Source organism: Aliiglaciecola sp. 2_MG-2023, assembly GCF_030548145.1.
Lineage (GTDB): Bacteria > Pseudomonadota > Gammaproteobacteria > Enterobacterales > Alteromonadaceae > Aliiglaciecola > Aliiglaciecola lipolytica_A.
Genome location: NZ_JAUORY010000028.1, coordinates 1 through 17,284, shown reverse-complemented (window position 1 = coordinate 17,284; position 17,284 = coordinate 1). Strand labels below are relative to the sequence as shown.

Sequence of the window (17,284 nt, the reverse complement as noted above, 5' to 3'; positions counted from 1 at the left end):
ACTCCTAAAGGATTTGGCTATCACTGTTTGATAATAAACGTCGACCGATGATGACGCGCATAATTTCATTTGTACCTTCTAAAATTTGATGTACACGCACATCCCGCACATGACGCTCAAGTGGGTACTCTTGAATGTAACCATAACCACCGTGAATTTGTAGCGCTTCATTACAAACTTGAAAACCCACGTCTGTTGCAAATCGTTTAGCCATGGCACAGTAAGTCGTTTTATCTGGGCTTTGGCTATCAATCTTAAACGCAGCCAATCTTACCATTTGACGGGCCGCGACTAATTCGGTCGCCATATCAGCCAATTTAAACTGTAGTGCTTGAAATGCCGCAAGGGGTTTACCAAACTGAGTGCGAGTTTGCATATATTCAGTAGCAGTTTCCAACGCCCGTTGCGCAGTACCAATGGAGCAAGTTGCAATATTTACCCTGCCACCATCGAGTCCCATCATGGCGAATTTAAACCCTTCCCCTTCTTCTCCGAGAAGATTATCAACGGGTATTAAAACATCTTGAAACGTAATCAACCGAGTAGGTTGAGCATTCCAGCCCATTTTTTCTTCTGCTTTACCATAAATGACCCCTTCAGCATCAGCAGGGATCACCACGGCTGAGATACCGCCAGGGCCTTTGTCACCTGTTCTGACCATAACCACCAGAACATCGGTTTCTCCCGCACCAGAGATAAACATCTTAGAGCCATTAATACGGTAATGGTCACCTTCTTTTACCGCAGAGGTGCGCAATGATGCTGCATCTGAGCCAGATCCCGGCTCAGTTAAACAATAGGATGCTAAATGTTCGCCCGTCACTAACGTTGGGCACCAGGCCGACTTGACTGTCTCAGTACCCCAAGTCGCGATCATCCAAGTGGCCATATTATGAATTGTCATCATTGCTGTGGTGGCAGTGCATCCACTTGCCAATTGTTCAAAAATAAGCGCTGAATCTAAACGACTAAGTTGTAAACCGCCCGCATCTTCAGGGGTGTAAAGAGCACAGAAGCCTAATTCACCGGCTTTCTGAATTACTTCCTTAGGAAAAATATGATGTTTATCCCAATGCGCAGCGTGGGGGGCAAGTTCTTGATCTGCAAATTGTTTCGCTGTATCAACGAAGGCGATTTGATCTTCGGTTAAATCAAAATTCATATGCTAGTTTCCTTTAGAAAACCGATTAAATGGACAGTGTTAATGCTTTGTAAATAAGGTTACCAAAAATCTCACCTTAACGTTAACGTAAATTAAAATCAAATAATCAAATACTGCCAACTTCTGTATACAGTCAACAACATAAACTTGTTAAATGGGGTTATATTCATCATGAATAATCCACTTCTTTACCATTTCAGTAATCCTAGACCAGCCAATATAATGCTGCCAGTTACCGATTTTTCGAACTAATTGGTAAAAAGCCGAGGGATAAATATCTATCCATAGCAATGTACATTGTTATTTTGATACTATGCTTGCTATATTGTCGTAATAAATTGATCAGAAAGAAGAAATTATCGTGGTTGGACCAAAAATCAACATCGCTGTAGTTGAAGATAATGGCATGGCGCGAATTCTTTTACGGAACCATTTGCTAGAAATGGGCTACTCGAATGTCTCCTGTTATATTCACGGCAGAGAACTCAAAAAAGCATTAAAGGTTCGTCAGTTTGATTTGATTTTAATGGACTTTCATCTTGGTGATCATAAAAATGGTGTGGAAGTTATTCAAGAGTTGAACCGTGAAAAGCTGTTAAAAAACACCACCAGTTTAATATTTGTCACCTCAGACCGGTTACCACTGATTATTGGTCAAATTGTTGATATCCATCCAGATGACTTAGTCATCAAGCCCTACACCATTCGTATATTAGAAAAAACCATCGCCAACGTACTAAGAATTCGTAGGCATCTGATGCCAGTGCTAACCCTGATGGATGAAAAGCTTTGGGATGTCGCACTACAAAAGCTGGAACAAATCGCTAAAAGCAACTCGATACCTAAGTCCCGCACTACCCTGTTAAAAATTCGCGCCAGACTGCTCCTTAAGCTTTCAAGATTTGATGAAGCCACTGCGTTGTATGACAGCGTGTTACAAAGTGCAGAAAATGTTATTTGGGCAAAATGGGGGGTTATACATGCTCAATACTTAGCCGGCAAAATAGAAATCAGTGAAGAATTACTCAAAGACATGCTAGGTGCGCACTTAACCAATGACAAAGCCTGCGAGTGGCTTGCGCGAATTTGTATTGGTAGAAAAGAATATGAAGAAGCCGAAGAGTACATAGACTTAATTAAAGAAAGTGCACTTTCAATGACCGCGGCCAAGCTCAAATCCTATGTTTACCAGTTGCAAAACAAAATGGATAAAGCAATCGATTTGTTGGAACGAAAACGGCTTAACGCAAAAGATATACGTGAAAAATACGCTGAATTATCCTTGGAACTGGCGCGCTGTTACTTATCAATAGCAGAATCTAAACAAGCAAATGAAAGAGCAAACGCGTTGCAAGTAGCCCGATTTTTAATCGGTAATGCAGGACGCAATTATTTAGAAGAAAATCTTGCGATTAAACGTGACTATATGAACATTTTGGTCGCCGTGTTAGAAAATGATCAAGATAAAGCCGTAGCCCTTTTGGAAGAGGCAGACCAAAAAGACTTCACGACCGCAGATGTCCCTACAATGACTGATGCCATAAAGGCATGGTTAGGTGTAGGAGATGAATTGCGAGCGGCTCAAATCTTATTTGATTGTGAAGAAAAAATGTTAGAAACAGAAGATCTAACCGACCAGACCATCTCTTCAATGGTAATTGCACAGCAAGAAGAAGAGTTAGGGGAAAGACGCCCTAGAGCCCTCAAATTTAACAAACAGGGCTTGAATTTACACAATCAGCAACGTTATCAAGAATCCGTAGATTACTTCTACCAAGCCTATCTTCTGTTTCCTAAGGAAGCTGCCTTTGGTTTAAATTTACTGCAAGGGTTATTGGAATCCAATTTAGCGGAATATAAAAAAGCGAAAACATTGCGCCTATTTAATGAGTTAGACAAACGTGAATTAAGCAACAGTAATCGTAAGCGATTGAATGAGATTGGCGGCAGACTCAGCGCTGACAAAGAACGATTTATCATAAAAGACAACGATAAACTGACCACTCATTCTTAACCCATCATTAAAATTTAAGTAATTAGGCTGTTTAAGTCACCTTACCCTGTTGCTGAAATTCGGCTTTTAAATACTCTTTATTTTGCATGATCTTTTTGAGCCTGTGTAATGCTGTGGCAACATTTTCGAAACTAATATACAAGGGCGCAAAACCTAAACGAAGTACCTCAGGTGCACGAAAATCAGCCACAACTTTATGTGCAATAAGTGCCTGACAGATGGCAAATGCGTAGGGATGTGTTAACGCCACTTGGCTGCCTCTCAACTCTGCTGATTGAGGTGAAATACAGGTTAACTCTTGATCTAATTTAAGTGTTTTTAAACCCTGCATAAAAAACGAGGTTAAGGCTTTAGATTTGCTCATTACATCTGACATATCCACTGCCGTAAACACCTCCAATGCAGCGTCCAATATACTCATAGAAATAATTGCAGGTGTACCAGTTAAACATTGTGAAATACTCTTGTCACTTTCAAATGTTGGTGAGAACTGAAAGGGTTGACTATGCCCCATCCAGCCACTCAATGGCTGTTTAAAATGTGATAAATGTCGTTTAGCAACATAAATAAAACCAGGGGCGCCTGGCCCACCATTGAGATATTTATAAGAACAACCCACCGCAAAGTCTACCTGGCAATCGTCAAGTTTTAGATCCAGCACGCCTGCGCTGTGAGCAAGATCCCAAATAACTAAAATTCCTTTAGCATGAGCTAATTTGGTTAACTTTGCCATGTCATGAATGTAGCCCGTCCTATAATTGACTTGGGTTACGAGTAAAACCGCCACCTCCTCGGTAAGTGATTGTTCTATATTATTTGCATTCACCGATTTAAGCTGACAGCGTTCTTGACTCAACAAAGACTCAATACCTTGGACCATATATAAGTCTGTTGGAAAGTTATCAACTTGGGATAAAACCGTCGTTCGCCCCGGTTGCTTTGCTAATGCTGCACAGATTAACTTAAACAAATTTACAGAGATGGAGTCACAACATATAGTTTGCCCAACACCTGCGCCTATTAAGCGCGCTATTTTTTCTCCTACCGTAATGGGAAGATCAATCCAATGGTGCTTGTTCCAACTGGCAATTAAGTCTCTCCCCCACTGCAATTCAACTGTTTCTAGCGCTCGTTGTTTGGCAATAATAGGCAGTGCGCCGAGTGAATTTCCATCGAGATAAACACCGTTTTCGGGCAATTCAAACTGGCTTTTTAGCGCACTCAATTTATCCGTTGAATCTAATTGTTGAGCTTGCTGATCAATTTGCTTTGCAGGTGAAGATTTAGGACTTGGCATTTATTTACTCAATTTAGAATTGTTTAGTTAAAAGGTTTATCGCATTCAATTTTGATCGTAAAAATCAAACTGTCTAGACTAGAAATACTAGCATTAGTAATAATAAGCATATTTTGCGCAACATCAGTAGTTTACCTTGTTAAAGCTGTTAGCTACTCAGTAAAACTTTTAATGTGAGTCGAAGCTGTTTACCCGACGCTTAACTTTGGCTATTCAGCGGCAAATTAAAGCCCGTTATTTTTGCCCTAAGCTAATCTATTAACCTACCTTCTTGTCATGTTTGCTTTTCATATTTATTCACTCGTTTTAACTGAATAAATAATATCAACTATATTAAATGGGAAATGTTAAAAAGTTGATCTTCTAATTGAGGTAGTTTATTCTCGGCATCAAGTTGACGTATACGTAAACGTAAGCTTTAATTTTAAAACAAACAAAAATATAAACTTGTGACATATACACACTATCGCCGTTTTACACGTTTAGGAATGCGAAATGAATGCTGATAATAAATCTGAGAAACACAGCTCTGGAGTCGAACAAGACGCGCCCACATTCAGTATAGGGGAGTTATCTAAACATTTTGATGTAACACCCCGCTCCATACGTTTTTATGAAGAACAGGGGTTGTTGTCTCCGCAACGTGCGGGGCAAACTCGAATCTACAGTAAAAAAGACAAAGTTAGATTAAAGCTCATTTTGCGTGGTAAACGATTGGGGTTTTCCTTAGCAGAAACGCGCACCCTTTTTAACCTTTACGATAGCCACCAAAATTCAAAAATTCAGCTTCAAGCTATGTTAGAAATGACCACAGAAAAACGCGCCATTTTGATTCAACAACTTGAAGATATAAACGTCCTGATGATCGAGCTAGATGAAGTTGAGTCTCGATGCAAAGACGAACTTGAACAATTAAATAAAGGATAAGTTTGATGAACGCTCCCTACCCTACACTTAATTTTGGATTAGGCGAAGATATCGATATGCTTCGTGATCACGTATACAATTTTGCCCAAGCAGAAATAGCGCCCTTGGCAGAAAAAGCCGATGAAGAAAATGCATTTCCTAATCATCTTTGGCCTAAACTAGGTGAAATGGGTTTATTGGGCGTGACGGTTGCGGAGCAATATGGTGGTTCAGATATGGGGTATTTAGCTCATACTATCGCCATGGAAGAAGTCAGCCGAGCATCTGCTGGGATCGGTTTAAGTTACGGAGCCCATTCAAATCTTTGTGTTAATCAGATTCACAAAAACGGCACTGAAGCGCAAAAACAAAAATACCTTCCAAAGCTAGTATCTGGTGAGCACATTGGTGCGCTCGCGATGAGTGAGCCTAATGCTGGTTCAGATGTCGTGAGTATGAAACTACGAGCCGATAAACAAGGGGATAAATACATCCTCAATGGCAACAAAATGTGGATAACCAATGGCCCTGATGCCCACACCTTTGTCATTTACGCAAAAACAGATGTAAAAGCTGGTTCCAAAGGCATTACCGCTTTTATAGTGGAAAAATCTTTTGCTGGATTTAGCCAAGCTCAAAAACTCGACAAATTAGGTATGCGCTCATCGAATACTTGTGAGCTTGTTTTCCAAGACTGCGAAGTGCCTGCGGAAAACATCCTTGGCGAAGAAGGTGGCGGTGTCCGCGTATTAATGAGTGGACTAGATTATGAAAGATTAGTGCTTTCAGGTGGACCACTTGGGATCATGCAAGCCTGCATGGATCTTGTTGTTCCTTACATTCATGACCGCAAACAATTTGGTCAATCTATTGGTCAGTTCCAATTAGTACAAGGCAAAGTTGCTGATATGTACACCCAGATGAATGCCGCCAGAGCTTACGTTTATGCCGTAGCGCGTTCTTGTGATCGAGGTGAGACCACCCGTAAAGATGCAGCAGGCGCGATACTTTATTCGGCCGAATTAGCAACCAAAATGGCCTTAGATGCTATTCAGTTACTCGGTGGTAACGGTTATATCAATGAGTTTTCAGCAGGTCGTTTGTTGCGTGATGCAAAACTGTATGAAATCGGCGCTGGCACTTCAGAGATACGTCGCATGTTAATTGGTCGCGAATTATTTAACGAAACCTGCTAATTCCCAACTTTTGACATTTAGATGTCATCACAATGGGGTTAAATTTTACTTAACCGGATTAGGAGCGAATGCATGCCCCCTATCGTCAGCAAATTAAACGTTAAAAGCCAAGAGTTTATCGATAACGCTGCCAACATGGCTCGGCAAGTTAACGACTTAAAAGAAGTTATCGCCAAAATTAAATTGGGTGGCGGTGATAAGGCCAATGCACGTCATACCGCAAGAGGGAAATTACTCCCCAGAGACAGAGTAAATGCGCTGTTAGATAGTGGCTCTCCTTTTCTAGAGTTGTCCCAACTTGCTGCATGGAATGTCTATGCAGATTATGTCCCCGCAGCGGGCGTAATAGCGGGGATAGGTCGAGTATCAGGCGTGGAATGTATGATAGTCGCAAATGACGCGACGGTTAAAGGTGGCACCTATTATCCTTTAACCGTTAAAAAGCATTTGCGCGCCCAAACCATAGCCGAGCAAAATAACTTACCTTGTATTTATCTGGTGGACTCAGGTGGTGCGAATCTTCCAAGACAAGATGAAGTCTTTCCAGATCGGGAGCACTTTGGTCGAATTTTTTATAATCAAGCAAATTTGTCTGCCCAAAATATTCCACAAATAGCGGTTGTGATGGGTTCATGCACCGCTGGCGGTGCATATGTGCCTGCCATGGCTGACGAATCCATAATCGTCAAGAACCAAGGTACGATTTTCTTAGGTGGCCCACCTTTAGTGAAAGCCGCCACGGGTGAAGTGGTCACGGCTGAGGAACTAGGTGGTGGTGACGTGCATTGCCGTACATCGGGTGTTGTCGATCATCTAGCTAACAATGACCATCACGCATTGCAACTAGCCAGAAATGCAATTGCCCGTCTAAACCGACCTAAACCCAATTATTTGGACTTAATTGAACCTAAAGAGCCTGCCTACCCCACTAGCGATATTTATGGCGTTATTCCCAAAGACAGTAAACAACCGTTCGACGTCCGTGAAATAATCGCAAGAGTAGTCGATGGCTCAGAGTTCGATGAGTTCAAAGCGCTGTTCGGCACTACTCTAGTTTGCGGTTTTGCACGTATTTACGGTCATCCCGTGGGAATAGTTGCCAACAACGGCATCTTATTTTCAGAGTCTGCACAAAAAGGCGCACACTTCATTGAACTATGTGCACAACGAAAAATTCCATTAGTTTTTTTACAAAATATCACCGGTTTTATGGTGGGTAAACAATACGAGTCGGGCGGAATCGCCAAACATGGAGCTAAAATGGTCACCGCAGTAGCCTGTGCCAAAGTGCCTAAATTTACCGTGTTAATTGGCGGTAGTTTCGGCGCTGGAAATTATGGTATGTGCGGCCGAGCTTATGATCCTAGGTTTATGTTTATGTGGCCAAATGCGCGAATTTCGGTGATGGGTGGAGAGCAAGCTGCTGGCGTGCTAGCGCAAGTCAAACGAGATCAAAAACAACGGCACGACGAAAGCTGGAGTGTAGAAGAAGAGAACGCATTTAAACAACCTATTATTGATACCTATGAACAACAAGGCCACCCTTATTATGCCTCCGCGCGACTTTGGGATGATGGTGTAATAGATCCTGCTGATACCCGTTTTGTGCTCGCGCTTTCAATTTCTGCGGCACTCAATAAACCCATTGAAGAAACACGCTTTGGCGTGTTTAGAATGTAAGGTGATTTCCGTTATGAATAATACTCCTAGTACCCTACAAACACATTCAGAAGATGTAATCTACGCCCTTGATTCCCGCGGCGTTGCGACCATTACCTTGAACCGACCAGAAGTTCACAATGCGTTTGACGATAACACTATTGCATTGCTTACCGATTGTTTTAAGCGGGTGGCCAGAGACGACAAAGCGCGAGTACTGGTATTACAAGCCAATGGCAAGAGTTTCTGCGCTGGCGCGGATCTCAACTGGATGAAGCGCATGGCTAACTTTAGTTATGAAGAAAATTTAGCGGATGCAAATGCATTAGCGCATATGCTGCATACTCTTTACACCCTGCCCAAACCTACTATTGCAAAAATTCAGGGCGCAGCATTTGGTGGTGCGGTTGGATTAGTTTCTTGTTGTGATATCGCCATTGCCAGCCGCTTAAGCAAATTTTGCTTAAGCGAAGTTAAATTGGGTTTGATACCTGCGACTATTAGCCCCTATGTTATCGATGCGATTGGCGATAGAGTCGCACGCCGCTATTTTATGACTGCGGAAGTTTTCTCTGCTCGCAGAGCACGTCGTTTGGGCTTAGTCAGTGAAGCGGTTACCGAGGAAGAATTAAATTCAACAGTTGATTTATTGGTTACTCAAATAATCAATAACGGGCCTGTCGCAGTAGCTGCTGCCAAGCAATTAGTGTTTGATATTAAAGACGAACAACTGGACGAAGAGCTTATTGAGAAAACCAGTTTACGTATTGCGACAACACGGGTGTCAGCAGAGGGTCAAGAAGGATTAGCTGCGTTTTTGGAAAAAAGACAACCAGCATGGCGGGAAAAATCATGAATGACCTAAAAAACATAGACAAATTGCTTATCGCTAATCGCGGAGAAATTGCTTGTCGAATTATAAAAACCGCCAAATTGTTAGGCATTAAAACCGTTGCAGTTTATTCCGATGCTGATATCAATGCGCAGCATGTAAAAATGGCTGATGAAGCAGTCAGACTTGGCCCCGCGCCAACCCGTGATAGTTATCTAAAAGGCGAGCTGATTATCGCCGCGGCAATTAAACTAAACGTGGATGCGATTCATCCCGGTTACGGTTTCTTATCAGAGAATTCACAGTTCTGTCGTTTATGTGAACAACATAATATTATCTTTGTTGGACCACCTGTTGCGGCAATAGAAGCTATGGGTTCCAAATCGGCCGCTAAGCATATAATGGAGCAAGCTGGCGTTCCGCTAGTACCGGGTTATCACGGTGATGATCAATCTCCAGAATTGTTGAAAAAACATGCCGATGACATGGGCTATCCGGTTCTGCTAAAAGCGGCTGCCGGCGGCGGTGGTAAAGGTATGCGACAAGTCGCTCATAGCAATGAGTTTTACGATGCATTGGATGCGGCAAAACGTGAAGCCATGTCAGGTTTTGGTGATGACATTATGCTAGTTGAAAAATACTTAGCGCAACCTCGTCACGTAGAAATCCAAGTATTTTGCGATAGCCATGAAAACGGTGTTTATTTGTTTGAGCGAGACTGCTCAGTGCAACGACGCCATCAAAAAGTCATTGAAGAAGCCCCTGCACCCGGCATGACTTCAGAATTACGCCAACAAATGGGACAAGCAGCCTTAACTGCCGCACAAGCAATTGGTTACATTGGCGCAGGCACTGTAGAATTTTTGCTGGAACCCGATGGCCAATTTTTCTTCATGGAAATGAACACTAGATTGCAGGTAGAGCACCCAGTAACTGAAATGATCACTGGCCAAGATCTAGTGGAATGGCAACTTTGCGTGGCCAAAGGTGAACCTCTCCCCTTACAACAAGACCAACTAGGTATAAATGGACATGCATTTGAAGCGCGAATTTACGCTGAAGATCCAAATAATCAATTTTTACCTTCTACTGGTTTATTAAGTCAGTTAACGCCACCTACAGAAACGGATAATGTGCGAGTTGATACAGGCGTGATAGAAGGTGACGAAGTAACACCGTTTTACGATCCTATGATTGCGAAATTAATTGTATGGGATCAAAATCGTGAAAAAGCCCTTAGCAAACTTGCTGACGCCTTAAGTGTGTATCAAGTTGACGGGGTTACTACAAACATTGATTTTCTGTACAACTTGGCAACTCATCCAGCCTTCAAACAAGCACAGTTAACTACTCACTTTATTGAACAACATGAGTCTGAACTTTTTGTCAAAAACGCCCTGCAACATGAACTAATAACCCCAGCGGCAGTAACGTACTTAATATTACAACGGCAGGCTTTAACGTCAGTCTCAGATAATAAAAACTCGCCTTGGCATGCACAGAACCACTGGCGCATGAACGAACGGTTCACAGAAGTGCTAAGCGTTGATATTCAACAGCAGAGTATCGAAGTGACAGTTGAGTATTTACCATGCAACCAATTAGGTTTCACAGTCATTAATGTCAGCACATCTGAAGGTTGTTTTGAATGTGTTTGCAAACTTGATGGCCATCACTTTGACGTCACTATCAATGGTCAAAATCTGCAGATGAAGCTGCAACCCCATCAAGGCTTCACGACCCTATTTACTAAAGAGTTTGCCATCCAATGTAAACTCAATACCGCAGATTTAGGTCTCAGTGACGCAGATGATCACCATGGCGGGTTTGCGGCTCCTATGAATGGCACAATAGTTGCGCAATTAGTAGAGGTTAATCAGGAAGTAGAAAAAGGACAAACGTTAATGGTGATGGAAGCAATGAAAATGGAACACGCCATCAAAGCGCCAAAAGCAGGTGTGGTCAAAGAATTTTATTTTGTCGCCGGTGATCTTGTAGATGGCGGTGCTGTGCTGCTCGACTTTGAAGCCGAGGAGTAAACCTATGACAAGCAGTTATCCAACACAGGTTAAAATCGTCGAAGTAGGTCCCAGAGATGGTCTACAAAATGAAAAACAACTGATTGATTTAGCCAGTAAACTGCAGCTAATTGATGATTTGGCCCTGGCTGGTTTAAAATTTATCGAAGCAGGTAGCTTTGTATCACCTAAGTGGGTGCCACAAATGGCTGATAGTACTCAATTATTTCGAGAGTTAACGCGAATACCGGGTATAACCTATTCAGCGCTCACTCCCAACTTACAAGGTTACACCAATGCCAAATCGGTAAATGTGGATGAGGTGGCTATATTTGGCGCGGCTTCTGAAACCTTTTCACAGAAAAACATAAATTGTTCTATTGCCGAAAGTTTAGAGCGCTTTGTTCCCATTGTTGAGCAAGCTAAAAAAGACAACATGCCAGTTCGAGGTTATGTTTCTTGTGTGTTAGGTTGCCCCTATGAAGGCGATATCGCGCCGCAAAAAGTAGCAGAGGTTGCACAACATTTATTGGCTATGGGTTGTTATGAAGTGTCACTTGGCGACACTATTGGTGTTGGCACACCGATTAAAACCAGTAAGATGTTAGAAGCCGTTCAACAGGTTATTCCGAGGGAAAAAATTGCGGTGCATTTTCATGATACCTATGGTCAAGCTTTAGCCAATATTTTGATCGCGTTGCAACAAGGAATTAGTACCATCGATAGCGCGGTGGCAGGTTTAGGCGGTTGCCCTTATGCAAAAGGCGCTTCTGGCAACGTTGCAACTGAAGATGTGGTATTCATGCTAAATGGTATGGGTATACACACCGGCATTGATATCGAAAAACTAGTGAATGCGGGAAACAATATAATGCAAGCGCTTGGTCGGTCTTCTACCTCTAAGGTCGCAAACGCCCTGTTATCTTGAGTATTGAGTCTGATTGTTTTATGACGGAGTCGTTAAATCTGCATTGTGTTTTTTTGTTGGTGCTTTTTCAGTGCCTGTTTAAATATTTTTTTCGCTTCCTCTTTAGCTCGCACAGGATCATTATTCGAATTTCCTATTTTGGCAACAATCTCATTTAATTGTTCTGTATCCATGCAGTCATGCAATATTAGCAGCCGTGCTTCAAGCTCCGGAAATTTTTTCAAAACCGCAGCTGACACTAACGGTTGAGCTAAATAACGAGGAAAAAACTGATCAGTATCTTTTAGCATAGTCACTTCGCCTCTTGATACTTGTGGGTCAGATTCGTAACCTACAAACACTTCAGCTTCACCACTTTCTTTGGCTGAATAACGATCGGTAACACTGCAAGGTAAAACAGATTTGAATTTCACACCGTAGTCTAACAAGCCTAATAGGCAATCCTTTCTGTTCATAAATTCAGGATCTGCACTAAACGTCAGTTTACCGCCTTTGGTTTTTAAATCGCTAATACTGATTATTTCTTCAGATTCAGCGTATTCAGGGGTCATAACTAAACAATAATCTTCACTGCAACCTAAATTAGGTAACCATTGAATGCCTAACCCTTGTCCATATTGATTTAACTCCTCAGTGAGCTCATCTGGTGATTTAATTCCGCCGGTTTCGGTTTTATGATGGATATTAAAATATTGCAGGCAGGTACCGGTATAGTCCATGTAAACATCCAGCCATCGGTATTTAAGTTCGGCGAAGTTATGCATGCTATCACCATTTGGATAACGTATTTCGCAGACAATATGTGAATTCTCATGGGTTATAGCCAACGCTAAAAGCTCTGTAAAAAACATCTGAGAGAGGTCATTTTTAGCGCCAATGATGATTTTCGGATTAGGCCCTTCCAGACGTTTTGACGCCAATACATCTTCTCCAGCCAGTATTGGCCAGAATGACTGCTCCGATGTACTGACTTGTTGCTGCACCCGCCCAATGGTTTGACTAAAATTTGATTCCAATTCATTGAGCTGAACATGAAACTCTTTATCGGAAACCTTCAAGGTGAGTGACTGAATAAAACTCGGCATATTGATAATCACAAATGGCATGATCAACAATGCAAATAAGATCAATACCTGATTGGTGGCCCTCAAATATTCGTCAAGGCCAAAGAGCTTTAACTCAGCAAGAAAGAATAATAGCACCGCCAAACAATATATTGTCAGTAAGTAAGGTGCCGATTTTGATAAAAAACTACTGTTTTTTTTACGTTTCATACGTTCTCCGTAACAAACTTTATTGTAGTTGCACAGCGGTTGGCTCAAAACAATATAAAGTGGTTTTTGACGCCAATGGACCATTTAACACACTGGCAATGACTTTCTGCTGTGTGAGTATGCGTGCGTTATTTAAGAAAATTTCAGGCCATTGACGCACCAACGCTTTGCTTCCTTTTGGAAAGGTAAATACTTCGGTTGGCGAACAACGATTTGATTGAGGATCATACCGCTGCCCTTCTACAAGGGCACTACCACCAGTTGATACCAATTTCACTGAATCAGCCATATCAATTTCATTTGCAACTTGCGTCAACAAGCTGTCATAGGCCTGCGGATTACTTTTTAGATTATCTAGAACCTGGTTAAACTGATTTCTAAGTGAGAGATTATTCGGATTATTTTTAGAAAACATCACGCTATGCGGCACATAATCAACGTATTTTGCAAAGCCTATTTTTGCCGATAACGTTGGCATCGACTGGGTTAATAAGGTTTCACCGACTTGCTGAGATTCAATGAAAACTTTAGGCTTAGAGGTATAAGCCAGCCATATTAACGCGGTGTTAATCGGCATTTGACAAACTGTGGGCTGATTCGATTTTATTGCTGTTTTAGACGCGACATCAGGGGTAACAATTAGATTACTATTCTCGATTAACTCACTGCCTGAGTGAAATTGCTGTTCACTTGATTGATAAGCATAAAGGGGTTGAGAATGTTGAGGATCTATTTGGTTGTAGTGAAATGGGTTCACTTGTTTAACCTGAAGTACCCTTTCGGTCAGCTTCAACCTTTTTGCTTCTGCGCTACTAGCTACTTCAACTAATTGTCTTTGAGTTAACTTTTTTTCGCTAATCAGTATCCAGTTTTGGTTAGCATCAAGTATTTCAAAGCCCTGAAGCGTATCTTTGAAATTGCAGGTATTGTTAGGAATATACTGTCCCAATCTAGGTGTGTATTCGTAACCTGCCAAGGTGATTACCGCATAATTTTGTAACTCAGACGGTTCGCTAATGTTGGCCGCCTGTGGGGTATGTTTCAGGTGAAAGAAAATCCCGTTAGGAACATCAATGATAGGTTCACTAAAGTAAAAATGATTTTCTCGCTCTGCGGTTTTGATATAAGGGTAAGTCCCTCGAATTTGACTATCCTGCTGCGACAATTCCGCTTTTGATTGGGCAATACTCCAGGGCATAAATTGCAAATCGACTCGATAGCCCATCTGTTCAAATACAGAGGTGACTATGACACTCGCAATTCCCTTTTGCGGTAGAGACTCTCCCGAATACGGAGCCCATTCACCTGAAGATAAATGGATGACCTTTGGTCCTGTGGCGGGTTTAGAACTCGAATACACAATAGCCGCAATTAAAAGTAGCAGTGCGACAATCAAGCTAACCATAATCATAGGGTTACTTTTAGTGCGAGCTGTATTCAAAGTATCAACCTTTCCATTATAAATTGATGGTGTTACCACCACCTTCCCTGTTTAAATTTTATACAATTAATTAGCATTTGTCAGGTTGATAACAATCTTAAGCTAAATAAAAGGAATTATTCATGGCAAGCTAGTGGATAGTCAGCGTAAACCTCTTTCAATCTAGGCTATAAAGCCGTAATTTAGAGTGTATTCGTTTGATGTTACGGTGAATTATTGATGTTTTTAGCTGGAATAAAGCGCGTGAGTTGCGGCTTCTTGCTGTTTACAAGCTTAAATGCTTTTTCTGAGGTTGTGTTAACTGAAAAGTTCGAACACTATTCCATTGCCCCCACGACGCGACAGCAAATTAAAATTGAATTGCGCGCAAACTCCCCCGTAGTGAAAGAAAATCAACTATTTCACGGTCGCACTCAATGGCAGTTAACACCGGTTTTTGGATTACAAACTAGCGGCAACCTATGTCGACTTGTAGGCATCAAAGTGTATTTAGAGGGGCTTTATACCATGCCCGAAATGTCTAACAGAAAAACCGCCGCAGAAAACTTAAAACAAACCTTTGACGATTATTACACCGCTTTATTGGATCACGAAAAAGGCCATCAGGCTATTTGGATTGAAGCTGGTGAAAGCATTGAACGAAAACTAAAAAGCATGCCTCCCCATTTTCAATGCAGCCAATTAAAATCCCAAGCCAGCAAACAAGTCGCCAAACTCGTAAAATTCTACCAACTACAGAATAAACAATACGACCAAGACACCGGACACGGCAAAACCCAAGGTGTGTTTATTTCGGCAAAATAAATGGCGTTTTTTTAACTCGTTTTCTTAGCAGATTGAATTGCGGCAGAATCAATCGGTGATTGATCCACGAGCATAGACTGATGAGAAGGTGCTACCGGTGACCGGCGCGGGACAAAACGAGTAAGGTCAGCTCTGTTTATTCACTGAATAAGTAACCTTCGGATACCAGCATACCAACCGACGACATTACTGCCTCATCCGGTGCGTTAGTTCAATTTATTTGAGTGAAAGAATAACTAATTATGGACCGAAAAAATGTCAGGGAGATACTCGGTTTTTATTGACAAAGGGAGTCATACCAACGCTTCAAATAAAGGGCTAAAAACGTTTGGCTATACTAGCGAACGAAGTGAGCCGAGCCAAACATTTTTAGTCCTTGTTGATTTGTTTGTTAGGTTTAATTATACTTTTGGTACAGAATAAAGTACAGGTACAGAAAAATGGAAGCAATGAGTTATACAGCTGCAAGAGCAAATCTAGCGAAAACGATGGAAAAAGTATGCGACGACCATGCTCCAGTAATAATTACACGAAAGAGCGAAAGCCCTGTTGTGATGATGTCATTAGATGATTATGAATCAATGCAAGAAACTACCTACCTACTCAGATCACCAGCAAACACGAGAGCCTTAATAGAATCGATAGTTGAGTTAGAGGCTGGGAATGGTACCCCTAGAGAATTGCTTGAATGAAATTAACCTTCTCAACGAAAGCATGGGAACAATATCTGTATTGGCAAACTACGGATAAAAAGATTTTAAAAAGGATTAATACATTAATTAAAGATATTCAGCGTGAACCATACGAAGGACTTGGTAAACCAGAACCTTTAAAACATGCCCTTTCAGGTTATTGGTCACGCAGAATCAATGATGAACATAGACTCGTTTATAAATATCAAGAAGATACAATCCTAATAGCGCAACTTCGCTACCACTATTAAATCTAACGCCTCAATAACCGGCGCAGCTTCGCTGCGTCCGGCGCCTTAGGCGCGAAGTTGATTGACTTGTTAGCATTTATATTTTTGATAGAAGATTTCTCCGCTTGGCTTTGATTTGTTTTCGATATGTCTCAATTTCTTTCCTGTGATATTCGATGGCTTTAAGGATGTCATCACGGCTCGTTGAACCAGAATGAAGCTCATTAGAGTAATCTCTAAGCTTGATGGCTATTTCCTGAAGGTCATCAAGAACAACTTGCTCACCATTTTTCAATTCATCAATCAGCCTAGGTATTTCCTTATAGGATGTTATGTCTACAGAAAACCTTGTTGGGTCGAATATTTGATCGAACTTATCAGCGAGGTGATACAAAGCGGCACAAACATGATGCTCATGATAGCTTCGCATTAAGGTGCCATCCACATCAGCCAAGTAACGAGCAAGCTCATTATCATCTACGGAAAACTTTGCACCAATTAGATAAGAGTCGGTTAATGATAAGGCGCGGTCCAACTCATCACTCAAGCTTCCGACCACATCAATAATTTCTTGTCTGGATGTAGCATTTGCCGAAGAGCCAATTGTGATTATTGATTTTGCTGCTTTTATAAATGCCTGAAAGCTCATATTTCCTCCTTGGGTGCTAACGCCCTGTTAACGGGCAAAATATAGTTGGCTAAAATAAGCGACAAAGGAGCAAAAGCCAACTGTACTTTGTCCTTGTTAAACAGCTTGATACTCATTGAGCCTCCCCAATCAGCGTAACTTTTAGGCTACTCTGATAGGTGACAAAACCAAACGGAGAAGCT

At 41.6% G+C, this 17,284-nt stretch carries 15 protein-coding genes; 10 read left to right on the top strand and 5 right to left on the bottom strand.

What is annotated here, in order from left to right:
- Positions 1–4 precede the first annotated feature (4 nt).
- The gene (locus Q4567_RS19785) at positions 5–1,162 is read right to left on the bottom strand and encodes an acyl-CoA dehydrogenase family protein (RefSeq protein WP_216047634.1); all 1,158 of its coding nucleotides are present in this window, start codon (positions 1,160–1,162) and stop codon (positions 5–7) included.
- A gap of 361 nt (positions 1,163–1,523) precedes the next feature.
- Here Q4567_RS19785 and Q4567_RS19780 point away from each other — a divergent pair, with 361 nt between their 5' ends.
- On the top strand, positions 1,524–3,176 hold the full coding sequence (locus Q4567_RS19780) for a response regulator (RefSeq protein WP_216047633.1): 1,653 nt from the start codon (positions 1,524–1,526) through the stop codon (positions 3,174–3,176).
- 31 nt (positions 3,177–3,207) lie between these two features.
- Here the strand turns inward: Q4567_RS19780 and kynU are convergent, their stop codons facing one another.
- Positions 3,208–4,473, bottom strand: a complete 1,266-nt coding sequence (kynU, locus tag Q4567_RS19775; protein ID WP_303501911.1) for a kynureninase — start codon at positions 4,471–4,473, stop codon at positions 3,208–3,210.
- Between the two features lie 495 nt (positions 4,474–4,968).
- On the opposite strand from kynU, the gene Q4567_RS19770 reads away from it, so the two are divergent.
- The 6 genes from Q4567_RS19770 to Q4567_RS19745 all read left to right on the top strand — a co-directional run bounded on the left by Q4567_RS19770 (position 4,969) and on the right by Q4567_RS19745 (position 12,012).
- Positions 4,969–5,400, top strand: coding sequence for a MerR family DNA-binding transcriptional regulator (locus Q4567_RS19770; RefSeq protein WP_303501909.1), 432 nt, complete (start codon positions 4,969–4,971; stop codon positions 5,398–5,400).
- Between the two features lie 5 nt (positions 5,401–5,405).
- A complete protein-coding gene (locus tag Q4567_RS19765; protein WP_303501907.1) occupies positions 5,406–6,575 on the top strand; it encodes an isovaleryl-CoA dehydrogenase in 1,170 nt (389 codons plus the stop codon).
- Positions 6,576–6,647: 72 nt separating this feature from the next.
- Positions 6,648–8,255 (top strand): carboxyl transferase domain-containing protein, encoded by a 1,608-nt coding sequence (locus Q4567_RS19760; protein WP_216047629.1) that lies wholly within the window; start codon positions 6,648–6,650, stop codon positions 8,253–8,255.
- Positions 8,256–8,268: 13 nt separating this feature from the next.
- On the top strand, positions 8,269–9,090 hold the full coding sequence (locus Q4567_RS19755; RefSeq protein ID WP_303501906.1) for an enoyl-CoA hydratase/isomerase family protein: 822 nt from the start codon (positions 8,269–8,271) through the stop codon (positions 9,088–9,090).
- Positions 9,087–11,105: an acetyl/propionyl/methylcrotonyl-CoA carboxylase subunit alpha gene (locus tag Q4567_RS19750; RefSeq protein WP_303501903.1), complete on the top strand. Its 2,019-nt coding sequence runs from the start codon at positions 9,087–9,089 to the stop codon at positions 11,103–11,105. Before Q4567_RS19755 ends, Q4567_RS19750 begins: the two co-directional genes overlap by 4 nt.
- Positions 11,106–11,109: 4 nt before the next feature.
- Positions 11,110–12,012, top strand: coding sequence for a hydroxymethylglutaryl-CoA lyase (locus tag Q4567_RS19745; RefSeq protein ID WP_216047626.1), 903 nt, complete (start codon positions 11,110–11,112; stop codon positions 12,010–12,012).
- A gap of 32 nt (positions 12,013–12,044) precedes the next feature.
- Here Q4567_RS19745 and Q4567_RS19740 read toward each other — a convergent pair whose 3' ends face one another.
- Positions 12,045–13,286, bottom strand: a complete 1,242-nt coding sequence (locus tag Q4567_RS19740; RefSeq protein ID WP_216047625.1) for a glycine betaine ABC transporter substrate-binding protein — start codon at positions 13,284–13,286, stop codon at positions 12,045–12,047.
- Positions 13,287–13,305: 19 nt separating this feature from the next.
- Positions 13,306–14,766 (bottom strand): hypothetical protein, encoded by a 1,461-nt coding sequence (locus tag Q4567_RS19735; protein ID WP_303501900.1) that lies wholly within the window; start codon positions 14,764–14,766, stop codon positions 13,306–13,308.
- Positions 14,767–14,946: 180 nt separating this feature from the next.
- On the opposite strand from Q4567_RS19735, the gene Q4567_RS19730 reads away from it, so the two are divergent.
- The 3 genes from Q4567_RS19730 (at position 14,947) to Q4567_RS19720 (ending at position 16,474) form a co-directional block, all read left to right on the top strand.
- Positions 14,947–15,531 carry a DUF922 domain-containing Zn-dependent protease gene (locus Q4567_RS19730; protein ID WP_303501897.1) on the top strand — a complete coding sequence of 195 codons (585 nt, stop codon included), beginning with the start codon at positions 14,947–14,949 and terminating at the stop codon, positions 15,529–15,531.
- Positions 15,532–15,980: 449 nt separating this feature from the next.
- Positions 15,981–16,223, top strand: coding sequence for a type II toxin-antitoxin system Phd/YefM family antitoxin (locus tag Q4567_RS19725; protein ID WP_252728951.1), 243 nt, complete (start codon positions 15,981–15,983; stop codon positions 16,221–16,223).
- Positions 16,220–16,474 carry a Txe/YoeB family addiction module toxin gene (locus Q4567_RS19720; RefSeq protein ID WP_216047621.1) on the top strand — a complete coding sequence of 85 codons (255 nt, stop codon included), beginning with the start codon at positions 16,220–16,222 and terminating at the stop codon, positions 16,472–16,474. The genes Q4567_RS19725 and Q4567_RS19720 overlap by 4 nt, the downstream gene beginning before the upstream one ends.
- Before the next feature lie 76 nt (positions 16,475–16,550).
- Here the strand turns inward: Q4567_RS19720 and Q4567_RS19715 are convergent, their stop codons facing one another.
- Positions 16,551–17,102 (bottom strand): hypothetical protein, encoded by a 552-nt coding sequence (locus Q4567_RS19715; RefSeq protein ID WP_303501895.1) that lies wholly within the window; start codon positions 17,100–17,102, stop codon positions 16,551–16,553.
- Between the last annotated feature and the right edge of the window lie 182 nt (positions 17,103–17,284).